Below are 13,615 nucleotides of genomic sequence, written 5' to 3'. Positions count from 1 at the left end.
TGGCCGCAGCAGGGACAGCAATGGCCAACCCCATCCATCGTCTAGTCGCATCGGGAGATCGCCGGGGTCTGGGCCTGCGGGCACGCCGCACACCGTTGTTGAACTGAAGGCGGAAGATCGGTGTTTGCACCGCATCCAATTGGCCGTCGTACCGCCGCTCGACCGCTGCGCCTAGGCTGGGAGGCTTCATGGGTTGTTTACGCAGACTCGGGGGTCGCCCTTGGAGAGGTCGTGGAAGCAGGCCTTCCAGTAGACGGTGACGCCTTCTCTGATGTCGGCTGGGCCGCATGGGTTGTGGAAGACGTCTGTGGTTCCGCCTCGCCAGGTGAGGTAGCCACTGCTGTTGGTGCAGACGCCGTTGCGGCCGGTGCTTGTCCACCACACCACCTCTGCGGAGGCGCCGTCCTCGTCGCCGTCGAAGGCGTTGAAGAGTTCGCCGGTCGGCCGGAAGCAACCCTTGTAGTAGCCGCCGTCGTGCCACAGGGTCTGGCATTGGAAGAGATCCGGGTGGTATGCGTGCGCGGGGCCGGCGCCGAGGGCAATGACCGTGATGCTCGCCAATGCAATCAGGAGCGCTCTGACTTTCACGACTACTCGCTTGTTCTCCGCATACTCGCTAGTCGCCCAGCGCGAAGTCGGTGTTACACGACGCGGTTGCCGACGACGCGGCCGCGGAGAGCGACTGCAGTGGGCTTCAGCTCAGCGAGGGCTGCTCGAATTCGGCTGGCCTGTGCGAAGGGGGCCTCGTAGTCGGCGGGCGCGATAGCGCGCAGAGGGCGGGCGTTAGCACGCAAGAGCCGGCGGTAGCCGGAGAGACCTGCGCAGCAGGCAAAGGGCCGGCGACGGCCGGAAAGGTCGGCGCCAGCCGGCAAGTCCGGCCGGCGGTAGCCGGAGGGTGGGTGGGAGCGGGCGTAGCGGGCGTTGTGAGGAGCGGAGCGACGAACGACGGCTGCGGAGACCGCGTGGGGAGAAACCCCCGGGAGGGTGTTTGACGGGGTTGTGGGTTGTCGGGAAGGATGTGGGTACGGCGTGCGGCTCGCGCCGCACCTTCGGTGGCCGGCCCCAGCCCGGTCCTTGGAGAAGGCAAAGGGGTCTTGGATCTCGGGTCGCGCTCGTCCTGGTCGTCTGCCTCGGGCGGGGTTGCTGGGGGATCGCGTTCGGGTGCGTGGAAGGCCAGATGACAGCGCACAGGAGCTTCAAGCGACGGGTTCGGGCCCGCGCCGCCAAGACGGGCGAGTCCTATACGGCTGCCCTCCGGCACTTCCGTCCTACTCCTGAGGGAGAACAGATGCCGGAAAATCCCCAGACCAGCTTGCGGATCGCGGTCGCTCAGTCGACGGTTCGGCAGGATCCCACCGATGCCGACGGGTTGCGGGCCAGTGCCGCGGAGGTGCGTCGGCTGATGCAGGATGCAGCGGAGGCAGGTGCCCGCCTGGTGCACTTCACCGAAGGCGCCATCTGCTTCCCGGACAAGGTCGTGATGTCCGAGCTCGGGCCGGATGAGATCGGAGCGTCCGACTGGAGCAAGGCCGACTGGGCGGTCCTAAACCAAGAGCTCGACCGGATTGCCGCACTTTCAGGACAGCTGGGCATCTGGACGGTGATCCCCTCGATCCACCAACTGCCCGCGATGCGGCCGTACAACAGCGTGTACGTCGTTTCTGACCAAGGAAAAATCTTTACCCGGTATGACGAACGCATGCTGTCGACCACCAAGATCACCTGGATGTACACGGCCGGCGAGAAGCCGGTGACCTTCGACGTCGACGGGTGGCGGTTCGGGCTCGCGCTCGGGCTTGACGTGCTATTCCCGGAGCTCTTCACCGAGTACGACCGGCTCGACGTGGACGCAGTACTGGTGTCCTATGCGACCACCGGCGTGACGCAGAACGAGCACATCGGAGTACAGGTTCGTGGGACCGCTTCGATGAACACCTACTGGATCAGCCTCGCGGCGCCGGCCAATCCCGGGGCGGGACTTGAGTCGGGGGTGGCTGATCCGACCGGTACCTGGGTGGCCAAGGGACCGGAGGCCGGTACGCCGGGGATTGCGGTGACCGACCTCGAGAAGGCTGATGTGAGTCAGCTCGGCCGCGACTTCCGGCGCAAAACCCGGGCTCGCGTCAACTCCTGACCAAGACCTTGAGGGGCCCCAAAGCGGTGGCCCCTCAAGGCGTCAGCCGCAGATCGCCTTGTCCACAAAGGCTTCGGCCACGTCGTCGGGATCGTTGCGGAAGGCCGGCGTGAACGCGAGGGTGACCTGCCGCTTGCCGTCCTCCGTCGAGAACGAGAAGGCGTTGTAGGCGAGCGCGTCACCGTCGTTGCCGTAGATCCGGATCCCGCACGGCGTGTCTCGCCACGCGAGTCCCAGACCGTAGTTCCGCTTCGCGGTCCCCGGCGTCTTCATTGCCTCCAGCAAGTGTTTCGGCAGCAGCGTGCCGTCGAGCAGAGCGGCGAAGAACCGGTTGAGGTCCTTCGTGGTCGAGATGATCTCGCCACCGGCACCGAACAGCGACGGGTTGATCACGGTCAGGTCGACCATCTGGTCCCCGTCGGCGAACTTGATCGGCACATAACCGTGTGGGTGCGGCCCACGGATCCGCGGATCCGTCCCCGGCATTTCGGTACCGTGCAACCGCAACGGGCGGATCACCCGGCGCTCGATCTGGTCGCCATAAGACTCACCGGTCACCTTCTCGACAATCTCGCCGAGCAGCGCGTAGTTCGTGTTCGAGTACGAGTACTGCGAACCCGGGATCTTGAAGACCGGCGGGTGCGCCAACGCCCGCCGGATCTGCTCCTCAGCGGTCCACGTACGCCAGCGATAGTCCAGGAACCCTGGCTCCGGCGGCCGCGTGAGGGTGCGCAGGAAGTCGTACAAACCGCTGGTGTGGTTGAGCAACTGCTTCACGGTGATGTTCTGGCCGTTCGGCACGACACCGGGCAGCCACTTCTCCACCGGGTCGTCCAGCTGCAGCGCCCCCTCGTCGACTAGCTGCAGTACGACGGTGGCGAGGAACGTCTTGCTAATACTGCCGGCCCGGAAGCGGCTCTCGACCGGAACAGGCCGGCTCGACCCCAGTACTGCGACCCCGCTCGACCCCCGCCACACGCCTCGCTCGTCGCGCACCTCAGCCAGCGCACCGAACGCACTGGAAGTGACCACGCCATCCAGTTCTCTCTGCAACTCAGCCCGGTCCCCGCCGTGTCCAGGCGAAGCACTCGCAGCCACCGGCGCCGCAAGCACCCCCAGCCCGGTCGCCACGGCCACCAGTACCCGATGTACCCGCCTCATCCATACCTCCTGTGAAAAGTTCGTCGAGAACAGCCTCAGGGAGGACGGCTCGCCAAACCTCCGGGAACGCCCCTGCTTCTCCCCCGACGCCGGCAGCCGAATCCCTTGCCCTGGGCACCACTAGGGTTCAGGGGTAACGAAAGGAGCTTCGTGGTCGGCAAAGCGGTGTTGATGCGGTCGGGCCATCGGGTACTGCGGTTGTGGTGGCGGCTGCGGAAGCCATCGACGTACGGGGTGAAGGTTCTCGTGCTGCATCCAAGCGATCCGGAGCGGTGCCTGGTCGTGCGGCACTCGTACGTCGACCAGCACTGGTGGGGACTGCCCGGCGGCGGCTACAAGCCGCACAAGGAGACGGCGGAAGCGGCTGCGGCCCGCGAGGTCTTCGAAGAGCTCTCGCTACCGATCAGCAAGATGACCGTGCTGGAGACGCTGACCACCAACCGGGAAGGCAAGGTCGACAGCCTGACGATCCTGTCCGCCGAATCCGCCTCGGAGGACTTCAAGCTGTCACTAGAGCTGACCGAAGCGCGATGGGTGAGCACCGACCTGACCGACCTACCCGCAGACGCCGCTATCTCGCAATGGCTGCAGCGAGCCTTGACGGCAAACAAGCGCGGCTAGGGTTGGCGGGGTGGCAAGGAGACTAAAACCAGGTCAGACGGCCGAGCTGTATGTGGTCGAGATAGCAACAGGCGAGCGAAGGCTGGTCTACAGCTCCAACACATTGTTGTTCGAGGCCCCTAACTGGAAAGGCGACCAGCTGATCGTCAACGGCGACGGCAGCCTGTTCCAAATCAACCTCACCGGCGGTGAGCTCACAAAGCTCGAACTCCTCGGCGTGCCCGAGATCAACAACGACCACGTCGTGAGCCCGGACGGCAGCACCGTCTACGTCTCGGCCGAGGACGGACACCTGTACGCCGTACCGATCGCCGGCGGGCCGGGCCGGCGGATCAGCAACGAGCATGGGATTCACCACTACCTGCACGGGGTTTCGCCGGATGGCAGCCGGCTGTCCTACATCGGGTTGGAGACCCGAGGCGGCCGGCGGATCACCAACGTGTACACGGTTCCGGCAAACGGCGGGCCCGACGTACAGGTGACGGATGACGAGTTCGCCGACGACGGAGCGGAGTACGGGCCTGATGGGGAGTGGATCTACTTCAACTCCGAGCGGGCGGCGACGGTGCCGGGACATGCACAGTTGTTCCGGATCAGAGGCGAACAAACGGAGCAGCTGACCTTCGATGACAGGGTGAACTGGTTCCCGCACCCGGCCGGCTCGATGGTCGCGTACGTGAGTTTTCCGCCGGGGACGCTGGGACATCCTGCCGATGTCGATGACGTCCGCATCAGGTTGCTGCAGGCCGACGGCCAGATCTGCGAGCTGGCAACAGTCTTCGGTGGCCAAGGCACCATGAACGTCCCCAGCTGGTCCCCGGACGGCACATCCTTGGCCTACGTCGCCTACCCGATTTCTTAGCATCAGCTGTGGTCGGCGAAGAAGGCAAAGGTCACTACTACCGCGAGCAGGGCTACCAGCACGATCACCATGCCAGTGACGAGCACAGCAACAACCCCTGTCACCGAGGCGAGAGTCAATCCCGCTGCCGGCACCAGTAGCCGCAAGGCGCCCACACTCGCGCGCGTAAGACCGCGGGTAAACGCAGCCAGCCCAAGCAGCGTAGTAGTCCCAGCAGCAGCAAACACCAGCATGAGCAGCGGATGCCCGCCGTACGTCGCAATCGTGCAGGCCAGGCCGCTGCAGCCGGCAGGGGCTTGCAGCATCGCGAAGAGCGCAAGGCAGCTGCCGATCCCAACAGCGATGAGCAGCCACAGAGCGATCGTCGTACGACGGCCCAGCGCCACAGGCTGAGGAGCCCGCCCCACAGGCACGACGTCGGACACAGCGTCGAAGGAACGGACAAAAGCAGGCAGTGGTTCGGCAAGTCGAGGCGGAAGGAGGTCGAGGTGAGTCAGTTGATCAACCATGGCTCATCGCTCCCGGGTCGGCGGGCGGCGGTCGCAGGGACCGCCCTAACCCTTATTAGGCGATGAATCCGGCGGTTCTCACCACCATCGATGCCTCGACGGCATCAGCGAATCGCGTGCGCTGCCGCCAGTTCCGCCACCAGGCACTCACCAGGGCCCTGCATCGTCGCGGCCCAACTGTGTCCCGTGTCAGGCGACTCGACCAAGTCAGCAAGCTCAGCCAGCGTCGGACCACCGTCGAAGACCGGCCGGTCAGTGTCCGGCACGTCAGGCTTCAGTACGTCGACCAGCCGCGCCAGCCGCCGATGACGGGCAGCCAGGTCGCCCAGTCGCGCCTCGGCCATCGCGAGTCGCCACTCCCGCAGTACTGCGGCTGCCCGCCGCGCTCGCAACAGCGCGCCATCCGAGTCAGCCTGAGCCGGTACTACGTCGCTGTCGACGTCGAACACGTCAGCCCGCAAGTCCTCTGGCGACGAGCCGTGCAGCGGTACGACTCGCGCGAAGACCGGTGAATCGGCACCGAGCTGCCCAGCCTCGTCGCCGGTCACCAGCGTGAGCATGGCCGGCTGATGCACCTTGCCGGACTTGCGATCCACCAGCCGCACCAGCAGCCGGTCCGCGAGGTCAGCAGCCGGCAGACGCGGCCCATAGGCGGGCACTGTCACCAGGACAGCCGGCCCTTCGTCCAGGCGGACTTCTTCCATCCGTACTTCGGCAGCCGCGCGGCCGATGCCCACTACTCGGGCTGGCAGCTGACGGGGGTCCACCAGGCTTGTCAGCGCATCGTTGTCGACGGCCACCACCTGGTGAGGTGTGTCATCGGCTTCCTCACTGGAGAGGCGGTTGACGACCGGCAACTGCGCCAACAGCCTGGCCCAGGTCCTGCCCACTTTGGCCAGTTCCTTCTCAGGACCGTCGACGACCGTACGCCGCAGAGTCTCGTACCCGTCGACGAGTCGCTCCAGCCCGGCGTACAGCTCGGCCGGGATCGAGGTCGCCGAATCTGCCAGCGTGGAAAGGTAATCCGCGAACCCGCTGGCAGCCTGCCGGGTGATCACCAAGGCCTCGCCGATGACCCGCTCATGAACCGGGCCCGGCTCGAGCGTCTCCGCAGCACGCTCCCGAGCGACTCCGCGCTCAGCGTCAACCAGCGCCTGGTCGAGCGGAAGCTGCAACCGGCGATCCAGCGCATCGATCGCGGCGACTCTGAGCCAGGGATCCGGCGAGGCCAGGACGAGTGACTTGTCCTCCTTGCCCCGCGACCGGCCGGACAGCAGCAGCTCGGTCCGCAACTTGCCGAGGCGGCGCCTGGCCTTCGCACCGATCAGCGCGTCCAGCAGTTCCGGGTCGGCCTCTTCCCAGCGGGCGATCGCGACCGACCGCCAGCGCTGCGGCCGGGCGAGGTCGACCGCGACGTCGATCCCGAGGCCGACATCGGTCTGCCAGCACAGGTCGGCCGGATCCCGTGCCTCGACGCGGAGCTCGGGCGAGGCATCGTGGTCCGGGCTCGGTGCCGCGGTCACGAAGGCGAACATGGGCCGACCTCCCCTTACGACGGAACTTCCGCGTGTGTGCCGCCCGAGTCAGAGTCTTTGCCTGTCTTTCCCGCGCCGGCGAGAGGATGCGGGCACCCTTGGTCAACGGGTAGGAAAGGTGGTTGTCACCAAAGGTTAGGACTCCAGCGCGAACTCGTAAAGGCCATCGGATTCCGGAGCCTTCGCGGACTCCCACGCGCGCTCGGCCCACAACCGGACCGGCACCCGCCCCGCCAGTGCCGGTTCGGTCCACGGCGGGGCGGACCTGCTCGCCAGTTCGTTCAGCGCCAGCCACCGCAGTCCGTGGTACTGGTCGACGCGGTCCCAGACTGCTCGGGTCATGCCGCCGGAGGTGGGGCGGTACAGGCGGCGCAGGTCGGTGGCGCTGCGCAGGAGGGCTTCGCGCCGACGGTCGGTGAACTCGGCGATCCGGGTCTCGACGGCCGCGAGGTCCTCGTCCGGTGGCGACTTGGGGGCCCAGCTGCTGAGGTCGAACTCCACCCAGCAGAGGTACTCGACGAAGGCCAGCACCAGGATGTGCCGGTCCTCGGTCAGACCGATCGGGCTGTCACCGGCCCGCCGACGGAGCTGCCTCAGCTCACCCTGTTCGCGGCAGACCAGCCGGATCGTCCGGTACGCCGCCCAGCCAGGGCTGTCCGGCTCGCGTTCCGGCGGCAGCGCGAGCTGGATGGCATCGATGCCATTGGGGCGCAGGACAGGCAGGCTCGGCTGACGGCGGCGGAGCCCGGCCGCGACCTTGGCCAGCGCGGTCCAGGCCGACCCGTGGTCGCCGGCGGCGCGGTAGGCCATCGCCCGGGCGATCGTGCGCAACTCGGCGCCCAGCATCGCGTCGTACTGGCGGTCCTCGCGGAGCTGGCGCTGGGCGGCGCGCCAGGCGCCGGCCTCCAGAGCGCTGATCGGATCGCTCGCAGCGCCGCGGTCGGTTGTCATGGCGCCACCTGCTTTCGTCACATGATCCCGCCTCATGGGGCCTGTGAACGCCTCGGTCAGGTGTTCAGCGCCCCCAGCCAGCTCGTCTACCGCACTCCTTGAGTGGCTTCGGTTGGCTACACGCAGAACTACACCACCTACGGTAGATGTGCGGTGGAGCACGGTCAATATGTCGCGCGTCGGTGACTTATGGCCGGCTGGCGCGTTGAGGAAGCAGAGTGTCGGTCCAGGCCGCAGCAGGCGGCCGTTTCGGCACTCCAACTGCCCAAACTGATATCAGGCATTACGCAGTACAGTTGGGTGTTTCCGGTGTATATGGGTATAGCATCGCCGTTGTAGCGTCCGCGACGTGCGGGGCGCCGACAGATCGGGAGTGACAGTGGCCCCTTCTTCAGAGGCCGTAAGACTCGCCAGGCGGCTTCGCGGCCTGCGCGAGTCCGATGAGTCCGGGTTGACCCAGCGCGACCTGGCCAATGCACTGAGCGACGACGCTCGAGTGGCGGTCGCGACGATCAGTTCCTGGGAATCACTGTCCAACCCGAAGCTGCCCCCGGCCGAACGGCTGCGCTCCTACGCTCTGTTCTTCTGCACCGATCGCAGCCACGAGGGCAGCACCCCGCATCTCGTTCCCGAGCGGGACCTGACCCCGCCCGAGCGGGAGCGCTTCGAAAAACTGCACCACGAGCTGGTCGGCCTCCGCGACGCGGTCCGCAACCAGAGCGGCGGGGCGGGTTCGGGGGGCGGCGGCTCCTACACCTGGGACTTCGAGAGCGGCCCGATCACCATCATCTGTCCGGAAGCCGTGCCGATCGTCAACCCCGAAACGGGGCGCGAGTTCTCGCACCCGCTGGCCGACGAGCGCCACCCCAACTACACCCGGATGTTCCGGTACGCCGACCTCGACGCGCTGATGGAACTCTGGGGCCACATCCGGGCCTCCAACCCCGAGCTGCAGATCGTCCACCGGCTGCCGTCGGAGGTAATGGCCGACGACATGTCCAGCCATGTGATCGTGCTCGGCGGGATCGGCCTGAACCACGTCACCAAGCGACTGCTGAAGACCCTGCGCGAACTGCCGGTCTCCCAGTTCGAGGTGGCCGACCTGAAGACCGGCGAGATCTTCAAGGCCAGCGACGCCGGCAAGGAGTTCCGCCCGCAGTGGGAGGAAACCGGCGACGGTCCCGAGCTGGTCGAGGACGTCGCCCTGATCACCCGGGTGCGCAACCCGTTCAACCACAGCCGCACGCTCACCATCTGCAACGGCATCCACAGCCGCGGCGTCCTGGGCGCCGTCCGGACCCTGACCGACGTCCGAGTCCGCGAACGAAACGAGGCCTTCTTGTCCAGCCATTTCCCGGAGGGCTCGTTCGCCCTGCTGCTGCGCGTGCCGGTGGTGAACGGCGAGGCGATCTCGCCCGACCTCGAGATCGAGGAGAACCGCCTGTACGAGTGGTCCCCGGCCGACAAGGCGGCCGCGAAGTGAGCCGTCACTTCAAGCACCAGCAGTCGCACGCCTCACTGCTGCGCGACGTGTCGAAGTCCGCCGTCCCGACCACCCGCAGCGGTCTCGACGCGATCGTGGTGCCGGCCGCCCGGGCCTCCCTGCCGCAGCACATCATCACGCTGTCGGCCGCACTGTCGGTGCCGCTCGTCGTGCTGTGCAGCCGGCAGGCGCAGGTCGATCGGGTCGCGGATCGAGTGGCCGCCACCTTCGGCGCGCGGGCGCTGATCATCGACGTACCTGAGGGCTACCAGACCCAGTGGTCCCCGCTGACCTCGAGCCAGAATTTTTTCGACGTCAGCGCCGGGCGCTCGAGCGATCTCAGCATCAAGCGCAACCTGGGCCTCCGGCTGGCGCGGCTGCTCGGCTGGAAGAAGATCCTCTTCGTCGACGACGACATCTTCCAGCTTCGTGCCCAACACATCCATCGAATGGCTGCCCAGCTCGACCGGCACCCGGTCGCGGCGATGGCCAGCCGTGAGTTCCCCGACAACTCGGTGGTCTGCCACGCGCGCCGTACGGCCGGATTCAAGCAGGACGTCTTTGTCAGCGGCGCGGTGCTCGCGGTCAACACGCAGCACGCCCAGATGTCCTTCTTCCCCGACGTCTACAACGAGGACTGGTTCTTCTTCGCCCGGCACGCGGCAGCCCGGTCGCTGCCCAAGATCGGCGAGGTGGGTCAAGAGGAGTACAAGCCTTTCGTCGACCCGTGGCGGGCCAAGCGGGAGGAGTTCGGCGATCTGCTCGCCGAGGGTCTCTACAACCTGTTCGAGGGGACGGCGGGCTGGGAGTTCAAGGACCAGCTGTCCGTCGCGGCGAAGCCACGCTTCTGGCAGGAGGTCAGGGAGGGCCGCGAGTTCCTCATCCGGGAAACCTCCCAGCGGTTGACCGACGCGATGGACAAGCGCGGCGCCGTCGACTCCTGGCAGATGACCGAGGCGCTGAAGTCGCTCAGCTACGCCGACGAGCAACTGCAGGACATCTCCAACCAGGTGTGTGCCGACTTCATCGACAGCTGGCGAGAAGACGAGAACCAGTGGCAGTCGGTACTGCGCGGCAACGGCTCGGTCGTCGGCGAACGTGACGCCCTCGACGAGCTGGGCCTCACCACCTGGCGATCCGGCGGCTACGGCCTCGGCTGGACCGCCTCCGGATCACAGCCGGTGCCTGTCGTACCCGCCGAGGCTGAGTCCGAGTCGCTCCTCACTCCGGCCTGACGGGTCGTTCAGCGGCTGACGTTCACCGGTCGACCGGAAACCCAGCCGCTCGTACGCCGTCCGCGCCTCGACGTTGTCGGTCAGGACCCAGACCCGCCATTCCAGCACTGCTGGTTCCAGTTCGGCGAGGTAGCGGAGCAGGGTTCGCAGTACGCCGGTCCGGCGGTGTCCCGGCTCGACCCAGACCGACTCGAGGTGCCGCTCGAAGGCCGGCCGGTGCTCGACGCGGACCGATCGGGCCATCCCGACGATCTCGGGCCGGCTCCCCGCGACCACCCATACCGAGTCCTCGAAACTGCGTCGCCAGCGCGCCTCGGTCCAGGTGATCTCCGTTTGCCGGCTGGAGATGTAGGCCGTCGGCGAGTCCTCCAGGGCCCGCAGGCGGACATCCCGCAAGATCTTCCAGTCATCGGCCGCAAGCGTCTCGACATCCAAATCCCGACCCCACTTCCGTGCGTCCTGCACCGGCGGAAGGCGCAGCATGTCCGTCCCGCGACGGCGACAGTCAGCCCCTTTGGAGTGTGACCCCGGCAATCGGACGCCAAACGGCCCCTAGTTACGAAGAGTGTTAAGTCGACAACACCGTGCACCCTTCAACTACGTCGCTGCGGTGCTCCTCGCGTCACTGCCTGTGGACAATCAGCGGTATCCGGCAGGCTCGACCGAGTAGTCTCGGGGTGTGACCGCGCAGCCGCATCAGGAGTCGTCGGAGGACCCGGCGGAGATCCTGCGCGTGCTGCCGGCGAAGTGGCATCCGCAGTTCCTGCAGGAGTACCACGGAGCGCTGGATGCGGCCCACGAGGTTTGGCGGTTCCAGCAGTTGCGTGACGTGCTGCATGTGTGGCGACTCCGCGCGGCGGCGTACTCCAAACCCGGCTTCGAAGAAGCAGCCCAAGCCGCCCGCGAAAGCCACGACGACGAATTCACCCCCGCCGACCAGGTTCTTCCAGCCTGACCGATCAACCTGCCTGCCCTGCCCGGTAGCTGAACTTTTGCGTGGTGTTATGGGGTATGGGTTTGTTTGGGGAGACGCTGGCGGTTAAGGGGTTTGGGCGGCCTGAAGGGGTGTTGGGGCGGCTTGGGGGGTGGGTGATGGCTCGGGGGAACGGGCCTACTGAGAAGCATGTGGTGGAGTTGGTGCGGTTGCAGGCTAAAGAGCAAGTGTTGGTGCTTGGGCCGGGGCCTGGGGTCGGGTTGATTGCGGCTGCGCAGTACGCCGGGATTGTGGTGGGGGTGGATCCGTCCGACACGATGTTGCTGGCGGCTCGGCACAACTGTGGTGAGTTGATCGAAGCCGGGAAGGTGCAGTTGATTCGTGGGGATGCGGCTGACACGCATCAGCCGGACCAGTCCGCGAACGTGGTGCTGTCGGTCAACAACATCCAACTGTGGGAGGACCGGCAGGCGGCGTACGCCGAGATCCGGCGGGTGATGAAGCCCGGCGCGCGACTGGTCATCTCGGTGCACCAGAAGTGGCAGCCGGCCGGGATCGCTGCAGAGCTTGAGGATGCGGGCTTCACCGACGTCAGCAGCAGCACCTGGGAACCACCGAGCCGCCGGGCCACCACCGCCGCCATCTATCAGGCGAACAAGTAGCAACACCGGCGGCTAGGTAGGTCACGCAGCGACAGTCGCCTCCGCGATCTGTTCGGCATCGGGCTGCAACTGGGGCGAGGCCAAGGTCAGTACGGCGTTGGCGATCGCGAAGCCGGCCGCGACGAGCAGCCCGCGCTGGAAGCCCTCGACGAGTGCCTGCTGTTGCGGGACTCCCGCCGCAATCGCTTCCGTAGTACGGGTGATGGACAGTGTCGTCACGATCGCCAGTCCGAGCGCGCCGCCGACCTGGTACATCGCGTTGACCACACCCGACGCGGCACCAGCCTCATGGTGCTCGACCTCCGAGACCGCGGTGATCTGCGCCGGTACGCCGACGCCGAGGATGCCGAAGCCGAAGATGACCAAGCCCGGCAGCAGTTGAGTGGTGTAGCTCCCGGTCGCATCCGCCTGTGAGAGCAGCAGAAGCCCGATCACGCTGAGCGCTGCCCCAGACAGTTGCACAGTGCGCGTACCGAGCCGCTGAACCAACTGAGACGCCAGTACTGCGGCAACGATCGCGGCCCCACCCATCGGCAGGAAGTGCACGCCGGCCTCGAGCGCGGAGTCGCCACGCACCTGCTGCAGGTAGATAGCGGTCAGGAAGAACATCGACAGGAAGCCGGCGCCGTTCAGAGCCAGCGCCCCGCTCGACACACTGAGCGCTCGCGACCGGAACAACCGCAGCGGCACCAGCGGCGCCTTCGACCGAGCCTCGACGAAGACGAAGGCGGCCAGCAACGCAACGCCCGCGATCAGGAAGAACATGACCTCACCGGAGCCCCAGCCCTTCGGCTCCGAGCGGACGACGCCGTACACAACAGCCAGCAGACCAGCCGTACTGAGAACCGCTCCGGCCGTGTCGAAGGTCCGGCCGCGGTTCTCGTTGTGCCGGGTGTCGCGGACGAAGACCGGGATCAGCGCGATCAGCACGACCACGATCGGGACGTTCACGAAGAAGATCCACTGCCAGCTCAGCGCGTCGACCAGCAAGCCGCCGGCCACCACCCCGAGGGTGCCGCCGAGACCGGCCAGGCCACCCCACACGCCCATCGCGATGTTCCGCTCCCGGCCGTGCGCGAAGGTGACGGTCAGGATCGCCAGCGCGGCCGGCGACAGCAACGCACCACCAAGACCCTGTGCTGCGCGGGCGCCGATCAGGAACTCCGCCGAGTTGGCCAGCCCGGCCACCATCGAGGCCACCCCGAAGAGCACCAGGCCGCCGATGAACACCCGCGGCGGGCCGAGCAGGTCGGCCATCCGGCCACCGAGCAGCAGGAAGCCGCCGAAGAGCAGGGTGTAGGCGTTGATCACCCACTGCAGCGAGTCGGCGGAGAAGTTCAGGTCCGCCTGGATGTCGGGCAGCGCGACGTTCACGATCGTCACGTCCAGAACCACGATGAACTGCGCTAGGGCCAACACCGCGAGTGTCGCCCAGGGACTGCGTCGCATGCCTACCTCACAGAGGATGTCTACATTGTATGTATACGCTGTATGCGTACGTAGTAGACGGTAGGTCTACGTTGTAAAC

The 13,615-nt window shown here is 66.7% G+C and carries 14 protein-coding genes; 7 read left to right on the top strand and 7 right to left on the bottom strand.

The genetic code is table 11. From position 1 onward, the window contains the following. Positions 1-186: 186 nt before the first annotated feature. Complete coding sequence (locus ACQPYM_RS03540; RefSeq protein WP_433014685.1) at positions 187-588, bottom strand: hypothetical protein; 402 nt, start codon at positions 586-588, stop codon at positions 187-189. A 700-nt stretch (positions 589-1,288) separates the two neighbouring features. Between ACQPYM_RS03540 and ACQPYM_RS03535 the strand changes: the two genes are divergently transcribed. Beyond that, positions 1,289-2,134: a carbon-nitrogen hydrolase family protein gene (locus ACQPYM_RS03535; RefSeq protein ID WP_433014682.1), complete on the top strand. Its 846-nt coding sequence runs from the start codon at positions 1,289-1,291 to the stop codon at positions 2,132-2,134. Between the two features lie 42 nt (positions 2,135-2,176). Here the strand turns inward: ACQPYM_RS03535 and ACQPYM_RS03530 are convergent, their stop codons facing one another. Continuing rightward, on the bottom strand, positions 2,177-3,295 hold the full coding sequence (locus tag ACQPYM_RS03530; RefSeq protein WP_433014679.1) for a serine hydrolase domain-containing protein: 1,119 nt from the start codon (positions 3,293-3,295) through the stop codon (positions 2,177-2,179). Positions 3,296-3,445: 150 nt separating this feature from the next. On the opposite strand from ACQPYM_RS03530, the gene ACQPYM_RS03525 reads away from it, so the two are divergent. Both ACQPYM_RS03525 and ACQPYM_RS03520 read left to right on the top strand, forming a co-directional pair. Beyond that, positions 3,446-3,916, top strand: a complete 471-nt coding sequence (locus tag ACQPYM_RS03525; RefSeq protein ID WP_433014676.1) for an NUDIX domain-containing protein — start codon at positions 3,446-3,448, stop codon at positions 3,914-3,916. 10 nt (positions 3,917-3,926) lie between these two features. After that, positions 3,927-4,778: a TolB family protein gene (locus tag ACQPYM_RS03520; RefSeq protein WP_433014673.1), complete on the top strand. Its 852-nt coding sequence runs from the start codon at positions 3,927-3,929 to the stop codon at positions 4,776-4,778. A gap of 2 nt (positions 4,779-4,780) precedes the next feature. Here the strand turns inward: ACQPYM_RS03520 and ACQPYM_RS03515 are convergent, their stop codons facing one another. The 3 genes from ACQPYM_RS03515 to ACQPYM_RS03505 all read right to left on the bottom strand — a co-directional run bounded on the left by ACQPYM_RS03515 (position 4,781) and on the right by ACQPYM_RS03505 (position 7,773). Then, the gene (locus ACQPYM_RS03515; RefSeq protein ID WP_433014670.1) at positions 4,781-5,287 is read right to left on the bottom strand and encodes a hypothetical protein; all 507 of its coding nucleotides are present in this window, start codon (positions 5,285-5,287) and stop codon (positions 4,781-4,783) included. A gap of 104 nt (positions 5,288-5,391) precedes the next feature. Further along, the gene (locus tag ACQPYM_RS03510; RefSeq protein ID WP_433014667.1) at positions 5,392-6,822 is read right to left on the bottom strand and encodes a hypothetical protein; all 1,431 of its coding nucleotides are present in this window, start codon (positions 6,820-6,822) and stop codon (positions 5,392-5,394) included. Positions 6,823-6,957: 135 nt separating this feature from the next. Further along, on the bottom strand, positions 6,958-7,773 hold the full coding sequence (locus tag ACQPYM_RS03505) for a hypothetical protein (RefSeq protein WP_433014664.1): 816 nt from the start codon (positions 7,771-7,773) through the stop codon (positions 6,958-6,960). A gap of 379 nt (positions 7,774-8,152) precedes the next feature. On the opposite strand from ACQPYM_RS03505, the gene ACQPYM_RS03500 reads away from it, so the two are divergent. Together ACQPYM_RS03500 and ACQPYM_RS03495 are read left to right on the top strand one after the other, a co-directional pair. Then, on the top strand, positions 8,153-9,256 hold the full coding sequence (locus tag ACQPYM_RS03500; protein WP_433014661.1) for a hypothetical protein: 1,104 nt from the start codon (positions 8,153-8,155) through the stop codon (positions 9,254-9,256). Beyond that, positions 9,253-10,491 carry a hypothetical protein gene (locus ACQPYM_RS03495; RefSeq protein WP_433014658.1) on the top strand — a complete coding sequence of 413 codons (1,239 nt, stop codon included), beginning with the start codon at positions 9,253-9,255 and terminating at the stop codon, positions 10,489-10,491. Before ACQPYM_RS03500 ends, ACQPYM_RS03495 begins: the two co-directional genes overlap by 4 nt. Here the strand turns inward: ACQPYM_RS03495 and ACQPYM_RS03490 are convergent. Then, the gene (locus ACQPYM_RS03490; RefSeq protein WP_433014655.1) at positions 10,429-10,926 is read right to left on the bottom strand and encodes an N-acetyltransferase family protein; all 498 of its coding nucleotides are present in this window, start codon (positions 10,924-10,926) and stop codon (positions 10,429-10,431) included. The two genes, ACQPYM_RS03495 and ACQPYM_RS03490, sit on opposite strands and share 63 nt — an antisense overlap. A 244-nt stretch (positions 10,927-11,170) precedes the next feature. Between ACQPYM_RS03490 and ACQPYM_RS03485 the strand changes: the two genes are divergently transcribed. Together ACQPYM_RS03485 and ACQPYM_RS03480 are read left to right on the top strand one after the other, a co-directional pair. Beyond that, the gene (locus ACQPYM_RS03485) at positions 11,171-11,446 is read left to right on the top strand and encodes a DUF6247 family protein (RefSeq protein ID WP_433014652.1); all 276 of its coding nucleotides are present in this window, start codon (positions 11,171-11,173) and stop codon (positions 11,444-11,446) included. A gap of 212 nt (positions 11,447-11,658) precedes the next feature. Further along, positions 11,659-12,087, top strand: a complete 429-nt coding sequence (locus ACQPYM_RS03480) for a class I SAM-dependent methyltransferase (protein WP_433023175.1) — start codon at positions 11,659-11,661, stop codon at positions 12,085-12,087. Positions 12,088-12,108: 21 nt separating this feature from the next. On the opposite strand, the gene ACQPYM_RS03475 is transcribed toward ACQPYM_RS03480, so the two are convergent. Continuing rightward, positions 12,109-13,536 carry an MFS transporter gene (locus tag ACQPYM_RS03475; protein ID WP_433014649.1) on the bottom strand — a complete coding sequence of 476 codons (1,428 nt, stop codon included), beginning with the start codon at positions 13,534-13,536 and terminating at the stop codon, positions 12,109-12,111. Positions 13,537-13,615: the final 79 nt, after the last annotated feature.

Origin of the sequence: Kribbella sp. CA-294648 (assembly GCF_050943845.1) — a bacterium.
In the GTDB taxonomy this organism is placed as follows: Bacteria; Actinomycetota; Actinomycetes; order Propionibacteriales; family Kribbellaceae; genus Kribbella.
This window is presented reverse-complemented; position numbering and strand designations above follow the sequence as displayed.